Origin of the sequence: Duganella sp. 1224, assembly GCF_013408245.1 — a bacterium.
Taxonomy (GTDB): domain Bacteria; phylum Pseudomonadota; class Gammaproteobacteria; order Burkholderiales; family Burkholderiaceae_D; genus Rugamonas.
The window spans coordinates 1,101,110-1,126,883 of record NZ_JACBYS010000001.1 but is presented as its reverse complement, the minus strand read 5'-3'; the positions used below and the strand labels follow the sequence as shown (position 1 = coordinate 1,126,883).

At 65.0% G+C, this 25,774-nt stretch carries 22 protein-coding genes and 2 riboswitches; of the genes, 9 read left to right on the top strand and 13 right to left on the bottom strand.

Features of this window, described 5'->3' with window-relative positions; translation table 11 throughout:
• Positions 1-20: 20 nt before the first annotated feature.
• From def to FHW58_RS05095, 7 genes are all read right to left on the bottom strand, one after another.
• Positions 21-557 carry a peptide deformylase gene (def, locus tag FHW58_RS05125; RefSeq protein WP_179671959.1) on the bottom strand — a complete coding sequence of 179 codons (537 nt, stop codon included), beginning with the start codon at positions 555-557 and terminating at the stop codon, positions 21-23.
• Positions 554-1,453 (bottom strand): UTP--glucose-1-phosphate uridylyltransferase GalU, encoded by a 900-nt coding sequence (gene galU, locus FHW58_RS05120; protein ID WP_179671958.1) that lies wholly within the window; start codon positions 1,451-1,453, stop codon positions 554-556. Before galU ends, def begins: the two co-directional genes overlap by 4 nt.
• Positions 1,454-1,455: 2 nt before the next feature.
• Positions 1,456-3,792: an NAD-dependent DNA ligase LigA gene (gene ligA / locus FHW58_RS05115; RefSeq protein WP_179671957.1), complete on the bottom strand. Its 2,337-nt coding sequence runs from the start codon at positions 3,790-3,792 to the stop codon at positions 1,456-1,458.
• A 12-nt stretch (positions 3,793-3,804) separates the two neighbouring features.
• Complete coding sequence (locus tag FHW58_RS05110; RefSeq protein WP_179671956.1) at positions 3,805-5,001, bottom strand: cell division protein ZipA C-terminal FtsZ-binding domain-containing protein; 1,197 nt, start codon at positions 4,999-5,001, stop codon at positions 3,805-3,807.
• The gene (gene smc, locus FHW58_RS05105) at positions 4,998-8,525 is read right to left on the bottom strand and encodes a chromosome segregation protein SMC (protein ID WP_179671955.1); all 3,528 of its coding nucleotides are present in this window, start codon (positions 8,523-8,525) and stop codon (positions 4,998-5,000) included. The genes FHW58_RS05110 and smc overlap by 4 nt, the downstream gene beginning before the upstream one ends.
• Positions 8,526-8,617: 92 nt before the next feature.
• Positions 8,618-9,244: a phosphatase PAP2 family protein gene (locus tag FHW58_RS05100; RefSeq protein WP_179671954.1), complete on the bottom strand. Its 627-nt coding sequence runs from the start codon at positions 9,242-9,244 to the stop codon at positions 8,618-8,620.
• An 86-nt stretch (positions 9,245-9,330) separates the two neighbouring features.
• Entirely contained in the window at positions 9,331-12,066 is a 2,736-nt protein-coding gene (locus FHW58_RS05095; RefSeq protein ID WP_179671953.1) for a DUF1631 family protein, read from the bottom strand.
• 173 nt (positions 12,067-12,239) lie between these two features.
• Here FHW58_RS05095 and FHW58_RS05090 point away from each other — a divergent pair, with 173 nt between their 5' ends.
• Both FHW58_RS05090 and FHW58_RS05085 read left to right on the top strand, forming a co-directional pair.
• Complete coding sequence (locus FHW58_RS05090; RefSeq protein ID WP_304506251.1) at positions 12,240-13,697, top strand: methyl-accepting chemotaxis protein; 1,458 nt, start codon at positions 12,240-12,242, stop codon at positions 13,695-13,697.
• A gap of 159 nt (positions 13,698-13,856) precedes the next feature.
• A complete protein-coding gene (locus FHW58_RS05085) occupies positions 13,857-14,051 on the top strand; it encodes a hypothetical protein (RefSeq protein WP_179671951.1) in 195 nt (64 codons plus the stop codon).
• 61 nt (positions 14,052-14,112) lie between these two features.
• Here the strand turns inward: FHW58_RS05085 and FHW58_RS05080 are convergent, their stop codons facing one another.
• Positions 14,113-14,670, bottom strand: coding sequence for an ATP-dependent Clp protease proteolytic subunit (locus FHW58_RS05080; RefSeq protein WP_179671950.1), 558 nt, complete (start codon positions 14,668-14,670; stop codon positions 14,113-14,115).
• A gap of 122 nt (positions 14,671-14,792) precedes the next feature.
• Positions 14,793-14,879, top strand: a riboswitch (glycine riboswitch).
• Positions 14,880-14,889: 10 nt separating this feature from the next.
• Positions 14,890-14,989, top strand: a riboswitch (glycine riboswitch).
• 55 nt (positions 14,990-15,044) lie between these two features.
• Between FHW58_RS05080 and gcvT the strand changes: the two genes are divergently transcribed.
• From gcvT to FHW58_RS05050, 6 genes are all read left to right on the top strand, one after another.
• A complete protein-coding gene (gene gcvT / locus FHW58_RS05075) occupies positions 15,045-16,166 on the top strand; it encodes a glycine cleavage system aminomethyltransferase GcvT (protein WP_179671949.1) in 1,122 nt (373 codons plus the stop codon).
• Between the two features lie 31 nt (positions 16,167-16,197).
• Entirely contained in the window at positions 16,198-16,578 is a 381-nt protein-coding gene (gcvH, locus tag FHW58_RS05070) for a glycine cleavage system protein GcvH (RefSeq protein WP_179671948.1), read from the top strand.
• Between the two features lie 103 nt (positions 16,579-16,681).
• Positions 16,682-19,576: an aminomethyl-transferring glycine dehydrogenase gene (gcvP, locus tag FHW58_RS05065; RefSeq protein WP_179671947.1), complete on the top strand. Its 2,895-nt coding sequence runs from the start codon at positions 16,682-16,684 to the stop codon at positions 19,574-19,576.
• 51 nt (positions 19,577-19,627) lie between these two features.
• Complete coding sequence (locus tag FHW58_RS05060; RefSeq protein ID WP_229265055.1) at positions 19,628-20,002, top strand: helix-turn-helix domain-containing protein; 375 nt, start codon at positions 19,628-19,630, stop codon at positions 20,000-20,002.
• 7 nt (positions 20,003-20,009) lie between these two features.
• Entirely contained in the window at positions 20,010-20,246 is a 237-nt protein-coding gene (locus tag FHW58_RS05055; protein ID WP_179671946.1) for a hypothetical protein, read from the top strand.
• Positions 20,247-20,269: 23 nt separating this feature from the next.
• Positions 20,270-20,677: a hypothetical protein gene (locus FHW58_RS05050; protein WP_218892624.1), complete on the top strand. Its 408-nt coding sequence runs from the start codon at positions 20,270-20,272 to the stop codon at positions 20,675-20,677.
• On the opposite strand, the gene FHW58_RS05045 is transcribed toward FHW58_RS05050, so the two are convergent.
• Positions 20,674-22,305, bottom strand: a complete 1,632-nt coding sequence (locus FHW58_RS05045; RefSeq protein WP_179671945.1) for a methyl-accepting chemotaxis protein — start codon at positions 22,303-22,305, stop codon at positions 20,674-20,676. The genes FHW58_RS05050 and FHW58_RS05045 overlap by 4 nt on opposite strands.
• A gap of 27 nt (positions 22,306-22,332) precedes the next feature.
• A complete protein-coding gene (locus FHW58_RS05040; protein WP_179671944.1) occupies positions 22,333-22,767 on the bottom strand; it encodes a cache domain-containing protein in 435 nt (144 codons plus the stop codon).
• A 96-nt stretch (positions 22,768-22,863) separates the two neighbouring features.
• On the opposite strand from FHW58_RS05040, the gene FHW58_RS05035 reads away from it, so the two are divergent.
• Complete coding sequence (locus FHW58_RS05035; protein WP_179671943.1) at positions 22,864-23,205, top strand: hypothetical protein; 342 nt, start codon at positions 22,864-22,866, stop codon at positions 23,203-23,205.
• 3 nt (positions 23,206-23,208) lie between these two features.
• On the opposite strand, the gene FHW58_RS05030 is transcribed toward FHW58_RS05035, so the two are convergent.
• From FHW58_RS05030 to FHW58_RS05020, 3 genes are read right to left on the bottom strand one after another with little or no spacing between them, the layout of a single operon-like run.
• Positions 23,209-24,627 (bottom strand): hypothetical protein, encoded by a 1,419-nt coding sequence (locus FHW58_RS05030; protein ID WP_179671942.1) that lies wholly within the window; start codon positions 24,625-24,627, stop codon positions 23,209-23,211.
• Entirely contained in the window at positions 24,624-25,337 is a 714-nt protein-coding gene (locus FHW58_RS05025; protein WP_179671941.1) for an ABC transporter ATP-binding protein, read from the bottom strand. The genes FHW58_RS05030 and FHW58_RS05025 overlap by 4 nt, the downstream gene beginning before the upstream one ends.
• Positions 25,334-25,720, bottom strand: a complete 387-nt coding sequence (locus tag FHW58_RS05020) for a GntR family transcriptional regulator (protein ID WP_179671940.1) — start codon at positions 25,718-25,720, stop codon at positions 25,334-25,336. The genes FHW58_RS05025 and FHW58_RS05020 overlap by 4 nt, the downstream gene beginning before the upstream one ends.
• Between the last annotated feature and the right edge of the window lie 54 nt (positions 25,721-25,774).

The following is a 25,774-nucleotide window of genomic DNA, read 5'->3' as shown; positions in this document are numbered from 1 at the left end:
CGCGTACGCCAGATAACGCTTTAATCGTCGTCGTTGGGGTCGAGGCCGGGGAACATCACCTCGGTGAAGCCGAATTTGGAGAAATCCCTGATGCGCATCGGGTACAGCTTGCCCAGCAGGTGGTCCACCTCGTGCTGCACCACGCGCGCGTGGAAGCCGTCCACCTCGCGCCGGATCGGCTGGTTACGCTCATCCACGCCCTCGTAGCGCAGCTTGACGTAGCGCGGCACGCTGCCGCGCAGGCCCGGCACGGACAGGCAGCCCTCGAAGCCCTCTTCCATCTCATCCGACAGCGGCGTCAGCACCGGATTGATTAATACCGTTTCCGGCACCTGCGGCGCATCCGGGTAGCGCAGGTTGTGCTTGAAGCCGAAGATTACCAGTTGCAGGTTGACGCCGATCTGCGGCGCCGCCAGCCCGGCGCCATTGGCCGCATGCATGGTGTCGAACATATCGGCGATCAGCTGTTTCATGGCCGGCGTATCGAACTCGGTCACCGGCTCGGCCACGCGCAGCAGGCGCGGATCGCCCATCTTCAGAATTTCTCGTACGGTCATGACGCTTCCCCCTTGATCTCGCATTGTATCCCGCGCAGGAACGCGCAGTACTCGTCGCCGGTTTCCAGGTGCTTGAGGCCCATCGCCGTGGTGGCCTTGAGGTAGCCCAGCTTGGAGCCACAGTCGTAGCGCGTGCCGTCGTAGCGGTAGGCCAGCACACGTTCGTCCTGCATCAGCGCGGCGATGCCGTCGGTCAGCTGGATCTCGCCGCCGGCGCCCTTGCCGATGTGTTCCAGGTAGTCGAAGATGCGGCCGGACAGCACGTAGCGCCCCACCACCGCCAGCGTGGATGGCGCCACTTCCGGCGCCGGCTTCTCGACAATGCCCTGCACCAGTTCCAGCTTGGGCTGGTAGGCACTGGCGCTGACGATGCCGTACTGGCGCGTGGCCGCGCGCGGCACGTCCTGCACCGCCAGGATGGACGCACGCTCGCCGCCATACACGTCGGTCATCTGCGCCAGCACCGGCTTGACGCCGTCGGCGGTGTCCATGAAATCATCGGCCAGCAGCACGGCAAACGGCTCGTCGCCAACCACGGGCCGCGCGCACAGCACCGCGTGGCCCAGGCCCAGCGGCGCCGATTGGCGGATGTAGATGCAGTTGACGTGCTTGGGAATCACGTTTTGCACCAGCTCCAGCAACTGCCGCTTGTTGGCCGCTTCCAGTTCCGACTCCAGCTCGTAGGCGGTGTCGAAATGGTCTTCGATGGCGCGCTTGTTGCGGCCGGTGATGAACACCATCTCGGTGATGCCGGCCGCCACCGCCTCCTCCACCGCATACTGGATCAGCGGTTTGTCGACGATGGGCAGCATCTCTTTGGGCTGCGCCTTGGTGGCAGGGAGGAACCGGCTGCCAAGACCGGCAACCGGGAATACAGCTTTGCGAATTTTCTGCATTGTTATTTTTGTGCGAGGAGTTCCAGCAGGCCGGCTTCATCGAGGATGGTGACTTCCAGCTCCTGCGCCTTGGCCAGCTTGCTGCCGGCATCGGCGCCGGCCACCAGGTAATGCGTTTTCTTCGACACCGAGCCGGATACCTTGCCGCCTTCCGCCTCGATCAGCGCGGCGGCCTGGTCGCGGCCCATGGTCGGCAGCGTGCCGGTGAGGACGAAGGTCTTGCCGGTCAGGTGGCCTTCGGCGGTCACGGTTTCCGGCAGTTGCGCCAGCAGGTCGTTGCGCAGCAGGTGCAGCGCCTTGACCTGTTCGCGGTTGGCCGGCACCGCCATCCATTCTTGCAGCGATTCCGCCACCGCCGCCGGCAGGCCGAAGACGTTGAACACCTGCAGATAGGCCAGCGCTTCCAGCGTGACGCCTTCCTCCACCAGCTGCTTGCTGCGCGGTTCGGTCAGTTTCGGGATCGCCAGCGCGGCCATCAGCTTGACCGGGTCCAGCTTCTCGCGCAGCTTGGCGCTGGGCGGATGCTCGCCCTTGGGCGCCACGCCGGCGGCCAGCAGGGCGTCGATGGCTTCCTGGTTTTTGGGCTCGGCGAAGAAGTCGGCGATGGATTCTGCCACCGTGCCGCCGATATCGGGCAGCACGCGCAGCAGCGCGGCCGGCACGCGGCGGATCAGGTCAAAGCGGCCCAGCCACTCGGCCAGCGTCTTGGCGGTGGACTCGCCGACATGGCGGATGCCCAGGGCGAACAGCAGCCGCTCCAGCGGCGGATTCTTGCTGGCGGCGATGGCTTCCAGCAGATTGTCCGCCCACTTGGTGGCGATCTTGCCCTTGGCGACCGTCTCCGGCGTGGTGCCGTCGCGTTCATCGGCCAGGCGCTTCATTTCCAGCAGGTCGTCCAGCTTGAGCGCATACAGGTCGGCCACGCGCTGCACCTTGCCCCATTCGACCAGGCTGTCGATGTAGCGGTCGCCCAGGCCTTCGATGTCCATCATGCGACGGCCGGCGAAGTGGCGGATGGCTTCCTTGCGCTGCGCGGAGCAGAACAGGCCACCGGAGCAGCGCGCGATCGCCTCGCCCTCTTCGCGCACCACGTGCGAGCCGCAGACCGGGCAGGTTTTTGGCAGCTCGTAGGCCACCGTCGACGCGGGGCGACGCTCCAGCACCACCGCCAACACCTCGGGAATCACGTCGCCGGCGCGGCGCACGATGACGGTGTCGCCTACGCGCACGTCCTTGCGGCGCACTTCATCCTCGTTGTGCAGCGTGGCGTTGGTGACATTGACGCCGCCGACGAACACCGAAGACAAACGCGCCACCGGCGTGATGGCGCCGGTGCGGCCGACCTGCACTTCGATTGCCTGTACGATGGTCAGCGCTTCCTCTGCAGGGAACTTGTGCGCCAGCGCGAAACGCGGTGCGCGCGAGACGAAGCCCAGCGTGCGCTGGTCTTCCAGCCGGTTGGCCTTGTAAACCACGCCGTCGATTTCGTACGGCATGGTCGGCCGGGCTGCGCCGATCTGCTTGTAGTAGGCCATCAGGCCATCGTAGCCGCGCACCACCGTGGCTTCCTTCGCCACCGGCAGGCCAAGCTGACGATACCAGTCCAGCAGCGCGGAGTGCGACGCCGGCATCTCGGCGCCTTCCAGCGCGCCGACGCCGTAAGCAAAGAAACTCAGCTTGCGCGACGCGGTGATGCGCGAATCCAGCTGGCGCAAGCTGCCGGCCGCCGCGTTGCGCGGATTGACGAATTCCTTCTGGCCCGCTTCGCGCTGGCGCGCGTTCATCGCCTCGAAATCCTTTTTGAACATCAGCACCTCGCCGCGCACATCGAGGATGGCCGGCGGATGCGCGGTGTTCAGGCGCAGCGGAATGCTGCGGATGGTGCGGATATTGGCGGTGACGTCCTCGCCGGTGTAGCCGTCGCCGCGCGTGGCCGCCTGCACCAGCAAGCCGTCGATGTAGCGCAGGTTGATGGCCAGGCCGTCGTACTTCACTTCGGCGGCATATTCCACCTGGGCGGCGGTGTCCAGGCCCTCGCGCACGCGGCGGTCGAAGTTTTCGATGTCCTCGTCGGTGAAGCCGTTATTCAGCGACAGCATCGGCACCGTGTGGGTGACCTGCTCGAACTGCGGCAGCGGCGCCGCGCCCACGCGCTTGGTCGGCGAGTCCGGCAGCGCCAGCCCGGGGTGTTGTTCTTCGAGCTGCTGCAGCTCGTTAAACAGCTTGTCGTACTCCGCGTCCGGGATGGTGGGCGCGTCCAGCACGTGGTAGGCGTGCAAATGCCGGTTCAGCTCCGCGCTGAGTTGTTCGATGCGCGTTTTGAAATCTACTTCTGCCATGAACCGACCTTCTTAGCTGAACAAACGCAGCGCGCGGGTGGAGCCTGCCGGGATGTCGGCATCGTTCATCTCGGCGTAGAAATCCTGCACCTGGCCGGCGATCTCGGTCAGCGCCGCATCCGACAGCGGCTGGTTGTAGTCGTCGACGATGGTCGCGTCCAGGCGCGCCACCAGGCCCTTGGCGCAAGCGACCATGGCGCCGAAGCCATCGCGCGCCGGCGCCACGCATGGCACGTCCAGCAGCAGCGTCAGGCGCGCGGTGGTTTCCTCGGCCGGCGTCACGTTGGTCGACAGCGAGAACAGGAAGCCGCCCTCGCCGTCCGGCATCACGAAACGACCGTCCGGACGCACGTCGAAGCCCTGCTTCTCCAGCGCGCCAATCAGCGTGGTAATGGCCCACGGGGCGCCGTTCGATTGCAGGTTGACGCCCAGCTGGGCGTCGTGGCCGGCGACGAAGCGGTGCAGATTGCGCGCCTCGGCCATCACTTCGATCATGTCCGGAATCGCCGGCTCGGCGCCGATTTCGTCGGCCATGGCGCGCAGGCGCGTCACCAGTTCCGAGTATTCCAGTTCGTTCAGCGCGGTGCTGCGGCTGGCCAGTTGCACGCCGCCTTGCAGTTCGGTGTAGACGCCACCGTGGGCGATCGGCTCCCAGTCGCCGCTGACGGCCTTGCCGATGTAGTGCACCGGCTTGTTGCCGACCATGCGCAGCGTTTGCAGCACCGGCAGCAGCTTGTCGCCGCGCGCCGGCGCTTCCAGCGCCAGCGGCAGCAGGCAGTCGATCAGCGGATCGACCAGCGCCGTCGCCTGTTCCGCCGCGGCGGCCGACGCGGCGTTGGCGCGCGCCGCCAGTTCGTCTTCACTGGCCGGCGCGCCGGCCGCGTCCTCGGTGCTGAATTCGGCCGCCACCGCGCTCAGTGCGGCCGCCGCAGCGGCAGCCTCGCCGCCGGCCACGCCGGGCGCGGTGTCGGCGTCCAGCGAGAAGCTGGGCTCCAGGCGCGCATGCGGCGGCGCCGATGCCGGCGCGGCTGGCGACGTTGGCGTCAGCTGCGGCTCTTCGCCGCTGCGCATGAGCACATCGTCATGGTCGGTCGAGAAAGCGCGTTCCACGCTTTTCTTGGCTTTGTATTCCTGGATTTTGTTATACGTGAAGACGCCGGCGATGAACACGCCCGCGGCTGCGAGTAGGCTGATTTGAAGGTCTGTCATGCTGCTTGTGCCTCGGAAGCGAAGTTTGCGGCGGATTCCATATCCACCGCCACGATGCGCGATACACCCTGCTCTTGCATCGTCACACCGATCAGTTGATTGGCCATCTCCATCGCAATCTTGTTGTGCGAGATGAAGAGGAATTGGGTCTGGTCCGACATGCGCTTGACCATGCGGCAGAAGCGTTCGGTATTGGCGTCGTCCAGCGGCGCGTCCACCTCGTCCAGAAGGCAGAACGGCGCCGGGTTGAGCCTGAACATGGAGAACACCAGCGCGGTGGCAGTCAGCGCCTTCTCACCACCGGACAACAGGTGGATGGTGGCGTTCTTCTTGCCCGGCGGCTGGGCCATGACTTGCACGCCGGAGTCGAGGATTTCGTCGCCGGTCATGATCAACTTGGCCTGGCCGCCGCCGAACAGGATCGGGAACAGTTCGGAGAAGTGGCCGTTGACGCGGTCGAAGGTATCCTGCAGCAGGTCGCGCGTTTCCTTGTCGATCTTGGAGATGGCGTCTTCCAGCGTGGTGATGGCCTCCTGCAGATCCGCGTTCTGCGAATCGAGGAAGTTCTTGCGCTCGGACGCCGTGGCCAGTTCGTCCAGCGCCGCCAGGTTGACCGCGCCCAGTAGCGAAATGGCGTTGGTCAGGCGCGTCACCTCGCCCTGGAGGTAAGACGCCTTCATATCCGGATGCAGCTTCTCGGCCAGCGCCGCCTCGTCGGCCTGCACCTCGGCCAGTTGCGCGGCAAACTGCTCCTGGTTCAGGCGCGCGGCCTGCTCCTTGAGCTGCATCTCCATGATCTTGTCGCGCTGCGGTTGCAAGGCGCGTTCGGTCGACATGCGGCCTTCCTCGAACATCCGCATCTGCTGCGCGATCTGATCGAGTTCATGGCGCGCGTCGGACAAGTCTTTTTCCTGCGCGCTGCGGCGGTCCAGCAGCTCCTGCAAGCCGTCATGCGACTCGCCGGACTCCAGCCCTTCCAGCTCCATGCGGCCGGCTTCCAGGCTCTCCGTCACCTGCGCCACCTGCGCGTTGGCGGTGGCGATGTTGCGGCGGAATTCCTCGATCTTGCCGCGCTGGGTCTTCTCGGCGAACTGCGCTTCCTGCGCCGCGCGTTCCAGATCGCGCAGTGCCTGCCGCGCGTCGGCCAGGCGCTGTTCTTTTTCCATGAAGTCGGTCTGGCCGTCTTCGTGCGTGCCCTGCAGGTTGCCGAGCTCCATATCCAGCTGCTCGAACTTTTCTTCCGACTCCAGCTTGATCTGCGTCTGCTCCTCTTCCTGCGCGGCGATTTCGGCCAGGTCGGTCTCGATCTGCGTGCTGCGCTGGTTGAAGCGCGCCTCAATCTCGGACAGCTTCACCACCTCGATCTGCAGCGTATGCACCGACTGCTGCAGGCTTTGCAGCTTGGCACGGTACTCGGACAGGCGGCGCGTCAGGTCCGACATGGCCGCCTCCGCGCGCACCGAGCGAGCGCGCGCCTCGTCGGCCAGCATCTGCTGCGCGCGCAGCTGCTTGGTGATGTTGTCGATTTCCTGCTGGCGTCCCAGCATGCCGTCCTGTTCCGAGTCGGCGGCATAGAAACGCACGCTGCCCTGCGTGATCACATGGCCCTGGCGGGTGACGATGCTGCCGCCGGGCGGCAGCTTGGCGCGGTCGGCAAACGCCTCGGCCGTGTCGTCGGCGACGTAGACGTTGTGCAGCCAGTCCTGCAACAGGCCGCGCAGGCCGGGATCATTGAGCTTCAGCAGATTGAGGAAGGGCTTCAGTCCCGCCGCCTCCACCGGCGCCGGCGGCACGGCGGTGGATGGCGCAAACAACGCCAGCTTGGCCGGCGGCGCGTCGCTGAAGAAGGCCTTGGCCCAGTCGATGTTCGACATCTGCAGCGCCGAGGTGCGCTCGCGCAGCACCGATTCCAGCGCCTGCTCCCAGCCAGCTTCGATATTCAGTTTCTGCCACAGGCGCGGCAGCGATTCCAGCTCGTGCTTCTGCAGCCACGGCGTGACTTTGCCCTGGGTCTGCACGCGCTCCTGCAACTGGCGCAGCGCATTCAGGCGCGCTTCCAGCTGGGCGTTGGCGGCGGTTTCGGTGTTGACCTGCTGCTGCGCCTCCTGGCGCTCCTGCTCCAGTTTCGGCTGCTGCTCCAGCGCCTCTTCCAGGATGAAGGTCTGCTCTTCCAGCGCCTGCTGCTTCTCTTCCAGCTGCGTGCGCAGATTGTCCAGGTGCGCGCTGTCCGGCATGCTCAAGCCGTTCTTTTCCTGCTGCAGACGCTCGCGCCGCACGGCCAGGCCGTTGAGGATGTTGTTGGCGTTGCGCTGATGCGCCGACTCCAGCTCCAGTTGCTGCTGCGCCTGCATGATGCGGGCGCGCGACTCGGTGCTGCGGGTCTGCGCTTCCTTCCACGCCTGCTCCAGGCCGGGCAGCGACTCGGCCTTCTGCTCGGCCATCATCTGCGCCTCTTCCACCTTGGCGCCCAGCTCCTCCAGCGTGAACTCGGCTTCGGCGATCTGCTCACTGTATTCGCTGGCCTGGCGCTGCCACTGGTCGCGCTGCGCGGTCAGCGCCGCCAGTTGCGATTGCAGGCGCGTGCGCGACTCAATGGCAAACTTGATCTTGGCTTCCAGGCTGCCGATTTCGGCATTGGTCTGGTACAGCGCGCCCTGCGCGGTGTGCAGCCGGTCACCGGCGGCGAAGTGCGACTGGCGCATCTGCTCCAGCGACAGCTCGACATTGCGCAGCTTGGCGGTCTGCTCCTCCAGATCGTTTTGCGCCTGCTCGACTTCGCGGAAGTATTTTTTCTGCTCGTTTTCCGCTTCGATCTTGCGCAGCAGCCAAAGCAGCTTTTGCTTCTCTTCCTGGTCGGCCTGCAGCTGGTGGAACTTGGTGGCGACGGCGGCCTGGCTCTCCAGCTTTTCCAGATTGGTATTCAGTTCGCGCAGGATGTCTTCCACGCGCAGCAGGTTCTCGCGCGTGTCGTGCAGGCGGTTTTCGGTTTCGCGGCGGCGCTCCTTGTACTTCGACACGCCGGCGGCTTCCTCCAGAAACACGCGCAGCTCTTCCGGGCGCGATTCGATAATGCGCGAGATCATGCCCTGGCCGATGATGGCGTAGGCGCGCGGCCCGAGGCCGGTGCCGAGGAAGATGTCCTGGATATCGCGCCGGCGCACCGGCTGGCCGTTGATGTAGTAGGTGGAGGTGCCGTCGCGCGTCAGCGTGCGCTTGACGGCGATTTCGGCATACTGGCCCCACTGGCCAGCGGCCTTGCCGGCGTTATTGTCAAACACCAGTTCCACCGAGGCGCGGCCGGCCGGCTTGCGGTTGGTGGAGCCGTTGAAGATCACGTCCTGCATCGACTCGCCGCGCAGCTCGGACGCCTTGGATTCGCCCAGCACCCAACGCACGGCATCGATGATGTTCGACTTGCCGCACCCGTTGGGACCTACCACGCCGACCAACTGACCCGGCACCTGAAAATTGGTGGGATCAACGAAAGACTTAAATCCCGACAATTTGATGGAAGATAGACGCACGTTTGTTATCTGGTGTGTGGGCTGTAAAATTTCACAATAATACCATTTAGCGCATCATATCAGGCCGAAAAGGCATCGGGCTACACCATTGTTTAACGCAGCTGCGGGCGGGGTCCGTGCCAGATGGCGCGGGTGTACGGCTGGTCGCGGCCGGACAGGTAAAGCGCGGCCTTGGTAATCCACAGTTCGGTGGGGATGGGCTCAGCGCGCGGCGCCAGCAGCAGGACGGGCAGGCACAGCACGGCCAGCACGCGGCTCAGGGCCAGGTGGCCCTCGCCGCTGGCGTACCAGATGAAGGCGCCGGCCACCAGCAGCCCCAGCACGCAGCCGGTGACGGCTTCGGAACTGGAGTGGGCCTGGACGTAGACGCGCGAAATGGCGATCAGCACCGCCAGCACGACGCCGGCGGCGGTGCCCAGTTGGCGCGCCCACAGCGGCGACGAGCGGGTGACAAGGAAGCCGACCACCGGGTAGACGGCGGCGGCGCGCATCGCGTGGCCGCTGAAGCCGGCGAAGTCCACCGAGGCCACGCCGATGCCCCAGCCGATGAAGGCCATCTTGGTGGCGACCACCAGCGCCATGCCGGCGCCGAACAGGAATAGCCAGATCGCTGTCAGCCGCCATGATTTACCGGCCAGCAGCCACATCACGATCGCCACGCCGATCGGCCCGGTCACCGCCAGGCTGCCGATCACACTTAACCAATGCCACCAGATCATAGTTCCTCTCAATTATTCCGCACTGCACAACGCATTAAAACACAGGGCAGTGCCTTTTTGCCATAGCTTTACCACTCGTAACTTTTTTAGGCGGGGCCGATGGCGGCGCTCGCCATCGCCGGATCGTTTTCCGCAGCGCGGGACAAGGCCTGGCTGAGCGCGACGGCGACGATGCCTTCGGCGTGCACGACCTGGGCGCTGCCGTCGCGGAAGCGGCGCGCGAGTTCGTCGCCGGGCATGGAGAACGCTTCCTGCCGCGCGGCGGTGGAGAAGATGTAGAGCGTCCGGCGCGGACTGATCCACGCCAGCTTGACCTTGCGGCTGCTGCCGTCCTCCTGCTCGAACGCCAGCCACATGCCGCGCTCCAGGTGATCGACTGCGATGGCGGCCGGGTCGTCGTCCTCTGGCGGACGGGCCTGCCGCTCGGCGTCGGCGCGGGCTTGCAGCGCGAGGCGGCGTTCGGCGGCCCGCTGCGCCACCTGCATGGCTATCTCGACCTGCCGCGCCGGCGACATCTCCAGCGGCGCGCGGACGATTGATGCGTGGCATTCGGCCAGTTCGGCGAAGAATTGCAGCCGGTCGGCGTCCTGCCACCGGATCACGTCCAGCCATTTGTTGAGCGCGGACAGCAGGCCCGGCAGCCTGGCGATCAGCTGCTTGCGGTCGTCGGCGGTCAGCTTGGGGCGGACGCTCCAGATCAGGTCGTCCATGGTGTTGGTGGCGTTGTTGACGGCGCCGGGTTTCTCGTCCTCGATGCTGTAGGCGATGGTCAGCACCGACACCCAGCGTTGCTCGAGGAAGGCTTCGATCACGGCGATGACCTCGCCGCTGCCGATACGCAGCGCGACGGCGTTTTTGGCCAGCTTGTTCGACTCGGCCCTCTTTTCCTGCCTGAGCGCGGCGGCGATGGGCGCGGCGATGGCGGCGGTGGCGGCTTGTTCCTCGGCCAGTATCAACGCCTCCAGCTCGTTGACGGCGTCGGTGAAGACCGACAGCTCGTGCTGATCGTCGCGGCCAACGCGGTCGACGCTGCGCTGCATGGCCTGGAACAGCGGGTCGTCCGGGCCCTTGCGCTGCTCCCAGCCCATGCGCGACAGCAGTTCCAGCAGGCGGCGCGCCGGGTGGGCTTCCTGGAAGAAGAAGTTCTTGTCGACCAGCGCGGCTTGCAGCACCGGGATTTGCAGGAAGCGGATCAGTTCGCGGATCTCGGGGGAGATACCGGGGTCGCGGAAGACGGTGTCGAAGACGGCGGATAGCAGGTCGATGGTGGATTCGTCGGCGCGCGTCAGGCTGCCTTGCGGCATGGTGTGTTTGAGGGCGGGCAGGTAGAAAACGTTGCCAGCCGAGGCGCCGCTGGTGACGGCGGCCAGGTTGCCGATGGATTCGTAAGGCACGGCTTTTTGCAGTTCCGCGAGGTAGGCCAGCAGCGGCTGCCTGGCGCCGATCTGGGCGAGGCGCTGGGCGTCCTCGTTAGGCAAGGCGCCGGCATGGAAGCCCTGCGCCGCGCCTGGCGTCCAGCTCGCGCCGGCCGCGATGCCAGCAATTGGCGTTGCGCCGCGCGCCACGACGTCGCCAGTCGTCGATTCGGCGCCTGCGGCGCCGCCGGCAACTGCCGTTTCGCCCACGCCCGCACCCGCCGCCGCCGCGTCCCTCTGACCGCCGGTAGCGTCGGTCAACTGGCCGCGCATGGCGTGCCGCGCCACCTCCGGCGTCGTCCCACCGGCCGACCGGCCGCAAGTGGCGTCCAGGGTGGCCCCCGGCGAACCGGAGCCGCCGGCCGGCAGGACGCGGGTGACGTGCTGGGCGGCGCTCGGCGCACCTGCGCTGCCGGCCGGCTGGCCGCGGGTGGCGTGCTGAGCGGGGCCTGGCGCCCCGGAGCCGCCGGCCGGTTGGCTGCGGGTGGCGTGCAGGTCGGCGTTCGGCGTCCATGTGCTGCGGGCCGCCAGCGCGGCTGCGGGCAGATCCGGGATGGTCAAGTCGACACCGCCGGCGCCCTGCAGCATGCCGCTGGCGATGCCGTCGACAATCTGTCCGGCCGCCGAGCCCGCCACCTCGCTGGAAGCGAAGAACTGCCGCAACTGCTGCGCCAGCGCCGCCTGGTTGGTCTTGGCCGCCCCGACCGCGACACCGCCGTCCGACTTGCGGCGCTGATACCGATCCACTCCCCCCGGCAGCACGCCGCCAGCCTGCAGCGCCAAATTCAGCGCGTCCAGCATCGGCCCCAGCTCAATGAACATGCCAGGCTTAATCCACGGCAGCAACAACTCCGCCGAGGCCTCCTCCGTATCAAACTCCACCCACGCCTGCTGCAAAGCCTGCAGAAACACCGCCGGCCGAAACGGATTCTGGCTGCCCCGCAAGATATCCCGGTCCAGCAAAAACGCCAGCCGCACATTCAGCGTCTGCAAGGCATCCGCATGCAGACTTTCAAACGGCTTGCTGACGCCAGACAGCGCAACCTTGTGATCCATCTCCTCGAACGGCACCAGCGACAAGGGCTGAGCGGCGGCACGCGCCTCGCGCCTGGCGGCGGGTGCCAACTCGGCGAGCTCGCGCCGCAGCGCCCGCTCCAGCGCGCTGCTGGCCAGATGCAAAAACGCGAAATTCCGGTTGCGCAACTGGTTGCCGGCGCGGATACGCTGCTGAATCAGCCGCGTGTCGCCATCGGTGGCATCGATCAACGCCCCGGCCAGCTTGCTCGCCAGCGCCAGATACTGTTCCCCGGCATGCTTGAGCGCGATCCCGATCAACTCCTCCAACAAGGCGTGACGCGGCGACACCGTCTTGTTCGGCGCTGCGGATGTTGTTGGAGTTGCAACCATGGGCTTACCTGCTGGGCGAAGTCGGGCTTATCCCTACCTTGTCACATGATATTTCCATCAAGCAATACCAATTAGCCAAGAAGCGCCAATTTTTTGCGTATTTTGAGACGCCTCAACGAGCAAGCTTGGCGTTTCCCTAAGATAAAACTCCCTCCCGCCCACCAAGGATGCCCATGAAATTCCTGCACAACCTGGAAACGTCGCGCAAGCTGCTGGCCGCTTTTGCCGTCGTGCTCGGCCTGACAGCACTGCTAGGACTGAGCGCCCTGTCGCGCATCGACGCCATCAACCACGCAGCAGCGGAACTGTCCGGCACGTGGCTGCCGCAGACCACGGCGGCCTTGTCGCGGCGCAACGAGGCGCTGCTTGGCGAAGGCACAGCGCCGTCGACCGAGACACAGCTGCAACAGGCGCGCGCGCTCAACACGCAACTCAGCCGGCTGCTGGTCGCGGCCATCCAGGCCAGCCAGGAGGAAACGCGGCAGACCGGCGAATTGTACGCCGGCGCCCGCATCATCACCTACAGCCTGCTGCTGTTGGCGATGGCCGGCGGCACGCTGCTGGCGCTGTGGACGGCCCGCTCAATCTCGACGCCACTGAGGCAGGCGACGGCGGTGGCCGAGCGCATCGCCAGCGGCGACCTTGGCACACAGATTCCGCCGCAGCCAGACAACCAGACCGGCAAGCTGCTGCGCGCCATGCAGCACATGAACGACAGCCTGCAGGCCATCGTCCGCCAGGTGCAGCATGGCGCGCGGGCGCTGGGCGGCGCGGCGGCGGAGATTGCGCAGGGTAACCAGGATTTGTCGGCGCGCACCGAACAGCAGGCGGCGGCACTGGAACAAACCGCGTCATCGATGGAACAGCTGACCGCCACCGTGCGCCAGAATGCCGGCCACGCGGTCGAGGCCAACCAGTTGGCGCTGTCGGCGTCCGCCGTGGCGGTGCGCGGCGGCGAGGACGTGGCGCAGGTGGTGGGCACGATGGCCTCGATCAACGACAGCTCGCGCAAGATCGCGGAAATCATCGGCGTGATCGACGGCATCGCGTTCCAGACCAACATTCTGGCCCTGAACGCGGCGGTGGAAGCCGCGCGCGCCGGCGAACAGGGGCGCGGCTTTGCGGTGGTGGCATCCGAGGTCCGCAACCTGGCGCAGCGCTCGGCGGCGGCGGCCCGGGAAATCAAGGAATTGATCGACGACTCAGTCGACAAGGTGGCGCGCGGCACCCAACTGGCCGACCAGGCGCGCAAGACCATGGATGCGGTGGTGGGCAGCGTCAAGCAGGTGACCGGCCTGATCGGTGAAATCGCCGCCGCCAGCGCCGAGCAGACGGCCGGCCTGGAACAAGTCAACCAGGCCATCGCCGCCATGGATCAGGCCACGCAGCAGAACGCCGCGCTGGTGCAGCAGGCGGCGGCCGCGGCGGCGTCGATGCGGCTGGAGACGGGCAAGCTGGGCGACGCCATCAGCGTGTTTGCCGTCGGCACCGAGGCGTCCGCGCCAACGGCCTCGCCGGTTACGGAGACGACCCGGCCGGCGCCCGACAAGGCACCTGCAACGCCAGCACGCGGCGCGCCGCCGAGATTGCCGCGCGCAGCGCGCAAGGAAGTTGAGTGGGAAGAATTTTGAACGGCAAGTGAGGCGTACTCCTACAGACCCTCAGCACGAACTCCGATACCGGGCCGGAGCTCAAAAACGCATCATGGCGTCACCGGAAACGCCTCAGCTATCGAAAAGCCGGGACGATTCTGGCGAGTACGTTCTTTTCACTTTTCAAAGGAATCAAAAATGAACTCGAACCAAAAAGGCAGCAGCAGTAACCAGGGCTCGAAACAAGGCTCGAATCAAGGCAGCAACAAGCAGTCGGGCGGCGCTGGCTCCTCCAGCGGATCGCGCGGCACCCAGGGTGGCACCCATGAGCAGCACGTCGAAGCTGGCCGTCAAAGCCATAAAAATGACGGCAACAAATCCGGCAACCGCTAAGTAGACAAGCAGCGGTAATGCGGCGCCCCGCGCGCCGCATCGGGTCCCCTCTTCCCACGCCTCAGATGTTGGTCACGCGGTGACCGCCTGGCGGCACAAAATCCTCCACGGCATTGATCAGTCCCACCTTCAGCGCTTCGCCCGCCGTCAGGTGCAGGTCGGAATATTCATGCGTGCGCCAGTGGTCCTCGGTCAGCCTGACGTGGCTGCGCAGGATCTGCTCGGTGCGGGCGTCGTCCGCCTGCAAGCCCTCGACGATGATGCGCAGCGCGTCCGGCCGGGCGCCGTGCGGCGCGCTGGCATGCGACTTGTGCACCATGAAGCGCGCGGTGTCGCTGGCGTAGCGCTCGCTGCCGGCCAGATACAGGATCACGGCAATCGACGCCACCGCGCCGGCGTTGTAGGTGACGATCTTGATCGGCAGCTTGCTCAGGTAGTTGTACAGGCAGATGCCGTCGCTGACGTAGCCGCCGTTGGACTGGATCAGGATGTGGGCGGTGGTGATGCGGTCCTCGGTCATGTCGGCAACCGCGTCAAACACGCGGCGGACCATGTCGCTGTTGACGTCGCCGGACAGCGTGAACCACGCGTGTCCATCATAATTTTGCTCTTGGCTCATGGCTGGGCTCTCGAAATAGTGTGATTTATTCTAGCAAATTGTTTCTTTTCCAGCATTCCCCACGTTCATTCGTGCGCGCCGGGGGCAAGATTGACATTCAGGCCCTTCTGACATATATTCCCGAGTCTTGATCGGGAGAGGGCAAACACGCGTTGCCGCCGAAGGGGCACTACCCAAAAACTCTCAGGCAAAAGGACCGGTCAGGGGGCCACGCAACACGGCTCAAACTCTGGAGAGAGGTTGCAGCGGCAACCCACCGAAGGGGCGTGCGGAACCAGCTTTCCGCTATCTCTCAGGTACCAAGGACAGAGGGGCGCAACATGATGGAATCATTACGCATTCCCTGTTAACCTCTTTTCGATTTGGACCGGACCATGACGCTCAAAGCCACCCCACTCAACAACGCTCACCGCGCAGCCGGCGCCCGCATGGTCGATTTCGGCGGCTGGGACATGCCGGTCAACTACGGTTCCCAGATCGAAGAACACCACGCCGTGCGCACCGACGTCGGCATGTTCGACGTGGCCCACATGTGCGTGGTCGACATCAAGGGCGACAACGCGCGCGCCTTCCTGCGCCACCTGCTGGCCAACAACGTCGACAAGCTGCAAGTGTCGGGCAAGGCGCTGTACTCGTGCATGCTCAATCCAGAGGGCACCGTCATCGACGACCTGATCGTCTACTTCATCAACGAGGGCTGGTTCCGCCTGGTGGTCAACGCCGGCACCGCCGACAAGGACGTGGCGTGGATGCAGCAGCAGAACGCCGCCGGCAACCACGGCTTGAGCATCACCCAGCGCCGCGATGGCGCCAACGCCATGGCGCTGATCGCCGTGCAGGGCCCGAACGCCCGCGCCAAGGTGTGGGAAGTGATCCCGGAAGCGAAGGACGCCACCGCCGACATGAAGCCGTTCAACGTCGCCTTTGCGCAGAGCCCTGCGTTTGGCGAGGCCATGATCGCCCGCACCGGCTACACCGGCGAGGACGGCTTTGAGATCGGCGTGGCCGCCGACAAGGCCGAGCAGCTGTGGAACGCGCTGGCCGCCGCCGGCGTCAAGCCGGCCGGCCTGGGCGCGCGCGACACGCTGCGCCTGGAAGCCGGCATGAACCTGTACGGCCAGGACATGGACGAAACCGTCAACCCGCTGGACGCCGGCCTGGCCTGGACCATCGACCTGGTGTCCGAGCGCGACTTCATCGGCAAGGCGGCGCTGCAGGCCCAGGGCCAGAACGCCCAATTCGTCGGCCTGATCCTGCGCGAAAAAGGCGGCGTGCTGCGCGCCCACCAGAAAGTCATCGTGGCCGGCACCGACGCCACCGGCGAAATCACCAGCGGCACCTTCAGCCCGTCGATGCAGCAGGCCATCGCGCTGGCGCGCGTGCCGATGGGCGTCAACGTCGGCGACACCGTGCACGTGGAAATCCGCGACAAGAAACTGGCCGCATCTGTGGTTAAATTGCCGTTCGTCCGCAACGGCAAAATCCTGGCCGCTTAATTCATACCCTCACCCTCTGGAGCCTTACAATATGAACATTCCTGCAGACCTGAAGTACACCGAATCCCACGAATGGGTACGCGCTGAAGCCGATGGCACCGTCACCGTGGGCATCACCGAGTACGCGCAGGACGCGCTGGGCGATATCGTCTTTGTCGAACTGCCGAAAGTCGGCGACAGCTACGAAGCCGGCAACGACGCCGCCGTGGTGGAGTCGGTCAAGGCCGCCAGCGACATCTACGCGCCAGTGGCCGGTGAAGTCGTGGCCGTGAACGAGGACGTGGTCAACGCGCCGGAATCGATCAACGCCGACGCCTACGCCAACTGGCTGTTCAAGATCAAGCCGACCGACGCCGGCGCGATCAACGGCCTGCTGGACGCCGCCGCCTACGGCAAAAACATCGGCGCGTAATCGTCGTCCCGGCGTACGCCGGGACCCATAGAACGCCAGCTCAGCATGGGTTCCGGCCTGCGCCGGAACGACAGCTTATTTCTCTCTCTGCCCTCGCCCAATCATGACCCGCACCAGCCTGACCCAACTCGAAGCGCGCGACGCCTTCATCGCCCGTCACATCGGCCCAGACGCCGCCGAACAGCAGGAGATGCTGTCGGTACTCGGCTACGCCTCGCGCGCCGCCCTGATCGACGCCATCGTGCCAGCCAATATCCGCAACAAGGCCGCCCTGCCGCTGGGCGCCTACACCCAGCCGATGCCGGAAAACGAAGCGCTGAACAAGCTGAAAAAAATCGCTTCGAAAAACAAGGTCCTGAAGTCGCTGATCGGCCAGGGCTACTACAACACGCTGACGCCCAACGTCGTCCTGCGCAATATCTTTGAAAACCCGGCCTGGTACACCGCCTACACGCCCTACCAGCCAGAGATTTCGCAAGGCCGCCTGGAAGCCATCCTGAACTTCCAGCAGACCATCACCGACCTGACCGGCATGGGCATCGCCAACGCCTCGATGCTGGACGAAGGCACCGCCGCCGCCGAAGCCATGACGCTGATCCAGCGCGTGAGCAAGTCGAAGTCCAACGTGTTCTACGTTGCCGACGACGTGCTGCCGCAAACCCGCGAAGTGGTCGAGACCCGCGCCAAGCCGCTGGACATCGTCGTCAAGACCTTCCACCCGGCCGAACTGGCCAGCGTGGGCGAATGCTTCGGCGTGCTGCTGCAATATCCTGGCGTGAACGGCAACGTGCGCGATTACAAGGCTGACGTGGAAGCCGTCAAGGCCAAGGGCGCGATGGTGGTTGCCGCCGCCGATCTGCTGGCGCTGACCATGCTGACGCCACCGGGCGAATGGGGCGCCGACGTCGTCGTCGGCAACTCGCAGCGCTTTGGCGTACCGCTGGGCTTCGGCGGCCCGCACGCCGGCTACATGGCCACCCGCGATGAATTCAAGCGCTCGATGCCGGGCCGCCTGGTGGGCGTGACCATCGACGCGCAGGGCAACAAGGCTTACCGCCTGGCGCTGCAAACCCGCGAACAGCACATCCGCCGCGAAAAAGCCACCTCGAACATCTGCACCGCGCAGGTGCTGCTGGCGGTGATGGCGTCGATGTACGCCGTCTACCACGGCCCGCAAGGCCTGCTGCAGATCGCCAAGCGCGTGCACCGCCTGACCGGCGTGCTGGCCGCCAACCTGAAGACCCTGGGCTACACCATCACCAACGACAGCTGGTTCGACACCCTGACCGTCAACGTCAAGAACGCCGAGCAGCTGCACGCGTCGGCCCACTCGCACGGCGTCAACCTGCGCGTGATCGACGCCACCCACGTTGGCGTGTCGCTGGACGAAACCACCACCCGCGAAGACATCGCCCTGCTGTGGACCGTGTTCTCGCACCCGGTCGGCGGCCCGGCCCACGGCCCGGACTTCGACACCGTGGAAGCCGCCGTCGAGCGCTCGTTCCCGGAATCGCTGTCGCGTAGCTCGGCCTATCTGACCCACCCGGTGTTCAACCGCTATCACTCGGAAACCGAGATGCTGCGCTACCTGCGCTCGCTGGCCGACAAGGACCTGGCGCTGGACCGCACCATGATCCCGCTGGGTTCCTGCACCATGAAGCTGAACGCCACCAGCGAAATGATCCCGGTGACCTGGCCGGAATTCTCGACCATCCACCCGTTCGCGCCGGAAGCGCAGACCGTGGGCTACCGCGAGATGATCGCCTCGCTGGAAGAGATGCTGTGCGCGGTGACCGGCTACGCCGCCGTCTCGCTGCAGCCTAACGCCGGCTCGCAGGGCGAATACGCCGGCCTGCTGGTGATCCAGGCTTACCACCAGTCGCGTGGCGAAGGCCACCGCAACATCTGCCTGATTCCATCGTCGGCGCACGGCACCAACCCGGCGTCGGCATCGATGGTCGGCATGCAGGTGGTGGTCACCGCCTGCGACGAAAACGGCAACGTCGATCTGGCCGACCTGAAGGCCAAGGCCGAGCTGCACTCGAAGAATCTGGCCGCGGTCATGGTCACCTACCCTTCGACCCACGGTGTGTTCGAAGAAGGCATCCGCGAACTGTGCGACATCATCCACAGCCACGGCGGCCAGGTGTACGTCGACGGCGCCAACATGAATGCACTGGTCGGCGTGGCCGCACCTGGCGCGTTCGGCGGCGACGTCTCGCACCTGAACCTGCACAAGACCTTCTGCATTCCGCACGGCGGTGGCGGCCCAGGCGTCGGCCCGATCGGCGTTGGCGCGCACCTCGCCAAGTTCCTGCCGAACCAGCGTTCGAACGGCTACATCCGCGACAACGCCGGCATTGGTTCGGTATCGGCGGCGCCATACGGCTCGGCGTCGATCCTGCCGATTTCGTGGATGTACATCGCCATGATGGGCGCGGAGGGCCTGACCGCCGCCACCGAAACCGCGATCCTCAACGCCAACTACATCGCCCGCCGCCTGGCGCCGCACTTCCCGGTGCTGTACACCGGCCACGATGGCCTGGTGGCGCACGAGTGCATCATTGATCTGCGTCCGCTGCAGGATGCCACCGGCATCTCGAATGAAGACGTGGCCAAGCGCCTGATGGACTTTGGCTTCCACGCGCCGACCATGTCGTTCCCGGTGCCGGGCACGCTGATGATCGAGCCGACCGAATCGGAATCGAAAGTCGAGATGGACCGCTTCATCGACGCCATGATCGCCATCCGCGGCGAGATCGCCAAGGTGGAAAGCGGCGAGTTCGACAAGCTGGACAACCCGTTGAAGTTCGCGCCGCACACCGCCGAGGTGCTGACCGCCGACGTGTGGGAGCGCAAGTACTCGCGTGAAGTGGCGGCCTATCCGGTGCCATCGCTGCGCAAGCAGAAGTACTGGCCGCCAGTCGGCCGCGCCGACAACGTCTACGGCGACCGCAACCTGTTCTGCGGCTGCGCGCCGATCAGCGACTACGAATAATCTTTATTCGATCTCCTCAAAATCCCGGCCTCGTGCCGGGATTTTTTTTGCTTGCAGATTTTTCTTGCATTGCTTTCACCTGTCAGATATTCTTTACACATGAAATCAAAAAATCTCACTGGTGATCAGTTGTTGGCGACGCTGTCTGCGCTGTCCAATCCGCATCGCCTGCGGGTGATCGCGGCGCTGTCGGCTGGCGGCCGCAATTACGTCAGCCAGCTGGCGCGTGAGTTGAATATCAGCCGCCCGCTACTGCATTTGCATCTGCAGAAGCTGGAGGAAGCCGGCCTGGTGACCAGCCAGATGGAGCTGTCGGAAGACGGCAAGGCGCTTAATTTTTTTGAGGCGGCGCCGTTTGCCATCAACCTGACCCCGGCCACGATTGCCGAAGCAGAACCTACCCTGTCTAACACCAACGATAAATGAGGCGCCCATGTCTGAGCCGGTCTACATCACCACCATTGCCATTCTGTTCGGAACGGTCTTTCTGATTTTCCTGATCCGTTCACAGACCACCATCAAGAAAGCCGAGCTGCAAGCGGAAAGCGCCGATGCCTACCGCGCCCTCGCCGAACGTGCCGTGGCGGCGCAGGAGCAAACTGCGGCCGCGCTGGCCGATCTGAAAACCCGCATCATCGCGATTGAAAAAGTACTGAAGGAAGTCGAGTAATCCAACCTAAGGAGTGCCGCACCATGCCGCAAGTATCGCTGTTTCGCCTGTATTCGCTGAGAGCTGTGTATCTGATTATCGCGCTGGGACTGGCGCTGGTGGTGTGGCCAGGCGTACTTCGTCACGCCGAGCCGTGGGGCCTGTCACAAGGCGTGGTCAAATGCATGCTGACCGCATTCAGCCTGCTGTGCATCGCCGGCATCCGCTATCCGCTGCAAATGCTGCCGTTGCTGCTGTGGGAGTTGATGTGGAAATCGCTTTGGCTGCTGCTGGTCGCCCTGCCGGCCTGGCAAAGCGGCACGATGGATGACGCCATCACCGCCACCGTCTTTGAATGCGCGGTCGCCATCATCATTCCACTGGCGATGCCGTGGAAGTATTTCTACACTCACTACATCCAGAAAGCCGGCGACCGCTGGCGCGCCGCCTAACTGCGAACCGACGCCAAACGCAAACGCACCACGCGCGCGCTGCCTGCCGGACGCGTGGCATCCGGCGGCTCAACGCCTTCATCCAGCTTGAAGATGGCAACCGCCTCCGACAGATAGAGCGCCTGCCGCTGCAAGGTGCTGGCAGCAGCAGCGGCCTGTTGGACCAGCGCCAGATTCTGCTGCGTGACCTGATCGAGGCTGACCATGGCTTGCTGGACGCCCTGCACACCATTTGCTTGCTGGCCGCTGGCATCGCCGATCTGGGCCATGATGTCGCTGAGCTGGCGCACCGAGGCCACGATCTCCGTCATGCTGTCGCCAGCTTCCTCCACCGAACGGGTACCGCTGTCGATTTCCGCCACCGAATCGGCAATCAGCAGCTTGATTTCCTGCGCGGCCGATGCGGAGCGCTGGGCCAGCGTCCGCACTTCACTGGCCACCACGGCGAAACCTTGGCCATGCTCGCCGGCGCGCGCGGCTTCCACGGCGGCCGAAAGCGCCAGCATATGCGTCTGCACAGCCAGGCCATCGATCACGCCGACGATCTCCACCACGCGCCGCGAACTGCCGCGTATCGATGCCATGGTCACCACCAGCCGCTGTACCACGCCGCCACCGCGCGCCGCGAAGCTGTTGGCGCAGTGCGCCAGCTGGCCCGCCAGTTCGGCGTGCGTGGCGGTGTCGGATAGCTGGACGCCCAGTTGCCGCATGACGTCGCCGGCTTCCTCCAGTGTGCCGGCCTGCGCGCGGGTGCGGCGTGCCAGCACCACGTTGCCCTGGGCGATCTCGCGCGAGGCGTTGTCGATCGACTGCGCGCTGGCCAGGATGGTTTTCAGCGTGGTGTTCAGATTGCGGATGCTGGTATCAAGCGCGCGCGAAGTCTCGGCGATTTCGTCACGGCCGTACACGCGCTGGCGCACCGTCAGGTTGCCTTCGGCCAGATCGACTGCCGCCGCGCCGATCTCACGCACTTCTTTCAGCATGGCGTTGCGCACTGCCATGGTCACCAGCAGCGACAGGGCAATCGACAGCGCCACCACAATCGGCATCCACGTGGACAGCACGCGGAAATCCATTTCGGCGTCCGCGTAGGCGCGCTCGCTCAGGCTTTGTTCGAGCTGGGACAACTCCTCCAGCCGCTGCGCCACCACGTCGAACGCCCGCTCGGCCTTGGACATGGCGTTGGCCGCCATCGACTGGTCGGCCATCGCCAGCTCGATCACGTCCTGCATCGCCTTGACGTAGACCGTATGCGCGGCTTGCGACTGCACCACGAAGCGGCGCTCCGCCGGACTGGATTGCGTGGCCATCTCCAACTGCGCGAACTGGCGGTCCAGCGCCGCATGCCGCAGATGAATGTCGCGCACCAGCGCGTCCACGCGCGGCGCCGAGAAGCTGGCGTTGATCCACGTGAGCAGCTGGTAGATTTCGGTATGCGCCTTGTGCGCGCCGGCCACCAGGTCGGCCGCCGCCTTCAGGCGCACGGCGCGCTGCTGCACCATGTTATCGAGCGACTGGTTCTGGCGCAGCAGCCCGAGATACGCGCCAGCCGACAGCGCGATCAGCAGGATCAGCACCACGCCCGGCGCCAGCAGCAGCTTGGGCCCGATCTTCAGTTTACTGAGCATGGGATGAAGTGAACGCAGCACGGCCGCTCAGTGCTTGTAGATGCCGGCTTCCAGCGCCACGTCGCCGACCCGCAGCACGTAGGTGCGCTTGGCCTCGACCCTGCCCGTCTCCGGATTGCGGAATTTGTAGTCCACCCAGCCATGGCCAACGCCGTTGGCCAGCGCCACCATCTCCTGGCGGAACAGCTTGCCGTCGGCGTCCGGCACGTCCAGCAGGTTCTTGCCGATCAGCGCCGTGGTCGGATGGGCGATGGTGATGCCCTGCATGTCGCGCATGGCCAGGTACAGCGCGCCCTGGTTGAATTCAGGATCCTTGCTGTTGATGCGGGCAATCATCTCGGCCTTGCCGTGTGCGCGCACGAACTGCGCGCCTTTCTCGGCCAGTGCCACCGCGTCCTTTTCGGCCGGCGCGGCGTGCGCCACGCAACTCGTCAACACAGCGATAATGATCCACGCACGCATGATTCCCCCTGACAGCCAAGATGTTGTAATCTACGCTGGCTGCCGTGGTGCAATCTTGCGCTCGGTCAATCGGCACACAGTAACAACAGGAGCATTATGAAAGCATCGATCAGGGCGGCGTTGATCTCGGCCTTGCTGTTTCCCGGACTGGGCCACCTGGCGCTGCGGCCACGACGCGCGTCGCGCGGCATGCTGTTCCTGGTGCCGACCGCGCTGGCGGTGCTGTACCTGCTGGGCAGCATGCTGCAACTGGTGTCGCAGTTGCAGCAGGAGCTTAACGAAGGCAGGCTGGCGCTTGATCCGTTTGCCATCCTCGACCGCGTGCACGCGTCCGGTATCGACAATCCGGCCACCAACCTGGCTGCGGCAGTGATGCTGGTCGGCTGGATCGGCGCCCTGATCGATGTGGTATGGCTTGGGAAGCGGATGACCAGCTAGCCGCTACCGCGCCAGCCGTCCGGCCGGCAGCACCGGCGGCAGCGCCATCAGCGTCCGCCAGCGCAGCGCCAGATAGGCCAGCGCGCCGAAGCCGATCGCGCTGCCCACCTCATACCAGGCGAAGTGCGAGACGAGCCGCGACATGGCAAGCATGGTCAGGCACGCCACCACCATGATCACGATGACCGCCGTCCACTGCATGCCCAGGCGGCGCGCCGGCGCGATGGCGTAGTTGCGCAGCAGCGGCGTCACCGTCCACAGCATGCTCATGGCCAGCATGAAGCTGAGGCCACGCAATGTCAGGCGGCCAGCCAGTGTCGAGTCGAGCGCGACCGCGCAGGCCAGCGACACCAGCCAGACGGCAAGCGCGCGGCGCAGCAGCATCGCGTTCAGCAGCCGATTGATGGCGCTGGCGGCGGGCGCGGCCGGCGTCAGCAGATACAGCTGTTGTTCGGGGCCGTGCAGCACCACATCATCGGACGCGCTGAACGCATACACCAGCACCGCGCCCAACTGCACCAGGCAGGTGGTGGTGATCATGACAACCGGCGGGCTGTCGTTGAACCAGGCGGCGGCCAGCGCCAGCGCGGTCGAAGCCAGCGAATAGGCAATCACCGTGGCGGGATGGGTGCCGGGGCCCAGCACGTGCGTCATGGCGCGGCCAGCGGCAACGCCGGGCCGGCTGTCGCGGCGCAGCGCCGCCACGTAGAAGAATAGAAACAGCTTGCGCAGACGCGAACGAACCGGCGCCCCGGCGGCCGGCGTGTGCACGCCGGTCCACGCGTCCTGGCGCTGGCTGTAGCTGGCTTGCCACGTCCAATGGCGGTCGCCGCCTTGTTGCAGGAGCTGCCGCAAGCCCCAGCCACCAAGCAGCACCGCCACCGGTGTGACCGCCAACGTCAACGTGACTTCGCTGACGGCGCCAAGCAGCGACGGCGCGCCCTCAATGAGGAACTTGGTGCCGAACGGGATCGCCAGCACCATCCCCCAGGAGAGCGCCCTGAAGCGATGCATCAAGATCATCAGGACCGTCATCGCGCCGCCCAGCACCAGGCCATAGCCGGGATGCCCGAAGACCAGTCCCGTCGCGACGGAAAACAGCGCGGTATTCGCCAGGTACAGGCCGGCAGTGAGCCGCAGCAGGCGGCAGCGCAGATTCGGCACCAGGCAAGCGTACTCCGGCCGGTTCTGGCGGATGGCATTGCGCATGAAGGCGCCCGCCCACATTTGCAGCAATATCCATGGCATCAACATGAGCAGCAGCTTGTCCATGTCGCTGCCCAGGCCGGCGTGGCTGGTGAACAGGACGAGCTGGGTGACAGCGAATAATACGGTCGTCCGTATCATCTGGCGGTAGAGGGCCTTGTCCTGCACCAACTGGGCCAGCAAGGGTCCATACGAATGACGCAGCGCGGCGTTCATTTCGTGACCTCGACAAACAAGTCTTCCAGGCTGAGATTTTTACCTTCAAGCAACTCATCCAGCGCGCCTTGCAGGACGATCTTGCCGCCTTGCAAGAACGCGACATCCAGCGCTACCCGCTCCAGGTCGGACAGAATGTGGGTGGAAAAGATGACGGTCGTGTCGCGCTCGATGACGTCGCTGATCAGTTCCTGCAGAAAATCGCGGCGGCCGACCGGGTCCAGGCTGGCGACCGGCTCGTCGAGCACCAGCAATTGCGGATCGTGCGCCAGGGCGCGGATGATGGACAGGCGCTGGCGTTGTCCGCCCGACAACTGGCTGATCTGCCGGTCGCGCGCCTCCCCCTGGAAACCCCAGCGCTCCATCAGCGCGTCCACCTTGGGCTGGTTCCAGCGGGGATAGAGCGATTTAAAATAGGCCAGAAGTTGCACGGGCGTCAGCCACTCGAACAGGTCGGATTTCTGCGGCACATAGCCAATGCTGGCGCGGGAGTGCTCGTCCAACGCGGTGACGGGCTGGCCAAACAGGCGGCTTGTGCCGCTATCCGATTCTCGCAAGCCAAGCAGGCATTCCAATAAAGTCGATTTACCGGCGCCATTACGGCCCAATAAACCGATCACCTTGCCCGGCGCAATGGTCCAATTCACGCCCTGTAATACTTGCTGCGCGCCAAACGCCTTATGCAGATTTTCCACCACCACTGGATTCATTTATTTTCCCCAAGAATTTTGGCAAATAGTTGCAACACAGTTTCCGGATCAAGCTCCAATTGACGGGCTTCGGCGGCGGCCCGTTCCAAGGTCGGTATCAAAAGCTTTTCCCGACCTTGTGGCGATTTCCCTTCCGCCACCAACATACCGACACCACGCGCACGGCTTAATAATCCTTCGGTTTCCAACATGTTATAAGCCTTGGAAACCGTCATGGGGTTGACTGCCAGCGCCAGCGCCACTTCCCGCACGGATGGCAAAATATCGCCCGGTTTTAACACGGCAGCCGCAATGAATCGCCGGACCTGTTCGATTAATTGGCGGTAAATAGGATCGGACGAGCCGGTCGCTATCGAAAACAAGGCGGCGGTGTGCGTGGCCATCAGCTTCTGTATTTGTGTATTAGTTGGTTAATACAGTAGATCCAACGGCTGCAA

Coding starts and splice junctions, on each gene's coding strand:
- def (WP_179671959.1), bottom strand. CDS start 557: ATGACCGTACGAGAAATTCTGAAGATGGGCGATCCGCGCCTGCTGCGC.
- galU (WP_179671958.1), bottom strand. CDS start 1,453: ATGCAGAAAATTCGCAAAGCTGTATTCCCGGTTGCCGGTCTTGGCAGC.
- ligA (WP_179671957.1), bottom strand. CDS start 3,792: ATGGCAGAAGTAGATTTCAAAACGCGCATCGAACAACTCAGCGCGGAG.
- FHW58_RS05110 (WP_179671956.1), bottom strand. CDS start 5,001: ATGACAGACCTTCAAATCAGCCTACTCGCAGCCGCGGGCGTGTTCATC.
- FHW58_RS05100 (WP_179671954.1), bottom strand. CDS start 9,244: ATGATCTGGTGGCATTGGTTAAGTGTGATCGGCAGCCTGGCGGTGACC.
- FHW58_RS05095 (WP_179671953.1), bottom strand. CDS start 12,066: ATGGTTGCAACTCCAACAACATCCGCAGCGCCGAACAAGACGGTGTCG.
- FHW58_RS05090 (WP_304506251.1), top strand. CDS start 12,240: ATGAAATTCCTGCACAACCTGGAAACGTCGCGCAAGCTGCTGGCCGCT.
- FHW58_RS05085 (WP_179671951.1), top strand. CDS start 13,857: ATGAACTCGAACCAAAAAGGCAGCAGCAGTAACCAGGGCTCGAAACAA.
- FHW58_RS05080 (WP_179671950.1), bottom strand. CDS start 14,670: ATGAGCCAAGAGCAAAATTATGATGGACACGCGTGGTTCACGCTGTCC.
- gcvT (WP_179671949.1), top strand. CDS start 15,045: ATGACGCTCAAAGCCACCCCACTCAACAACGCTCACCGCGCAGCCGGC.
- gcvH (WP_179671948.1), top strand. CDS start 16,198: ATGAACATTCCTGCAGACCTGAAGTACACCGAATCCCACGAATGGGTA.
- gcvP (WP_179671947.1), top strand. CDS start 16,682: ATGACCCGCACCAGCCTGACCCAACTCGAAGCGCGCGACGCCTTCATC.
- FHW58_RS05055 (WP_179671946.1), top strand. CDS start 20,010: ATGTCTGAGCCGGTCTACATCACCACCATTGCCATTCTGTTCGGAACG.
- FHW58_RS05050 (WP_218892624.1), top strand. CDS start 20,270: ATGCCGCAAGTATCGCTGTTTCGCCTGTATTCGCTGAGAGCTGTGTAT.
- FHW58_RS05045 (WP_179671945.1), bottom strand. CDS start 22,305: ATGCTCAGTAAACTGAAGATCGGGCCCAAGCTGCTGCTGGCGCCGGGC.
- FHW58_RS05040 (WP_179671944.1), bottom strand. CDS start 22,767: ATGCGTGCGTGGATCATTATCGCTGTGTTGACGAGTTGCGTGGCGCAC.
- FHW58_RS05035 (WP_179671943.1), top strand. CDS start 22,864: ATGAAAGCATCGATCAGGGCGGCGTTGATCTCGGCCTTGCTGTTTCCC.
- FHW58_RS05030 (WP_179671942.1), bottom strand. CDS start 24,627: ATGAACGCCGCGCTGCGTCATTCGTATGGACCCTTGCTGGCCCAGTTG.
- FHW58_RS05025 (WP_179671941.1), bottom strand. CDS start 25,337: ATGAATCCAGTGGTGGTGGAAAATCTGCATAAGGCGTTTGGCGCGCAG.
- FHW58_RS05020 (WP_179671940.1), bottom strand. CDS start 25,720: ATGGCCACGCACACCGCCGCCTTGTTTTCGATAGCGACCGGCTCGTCC.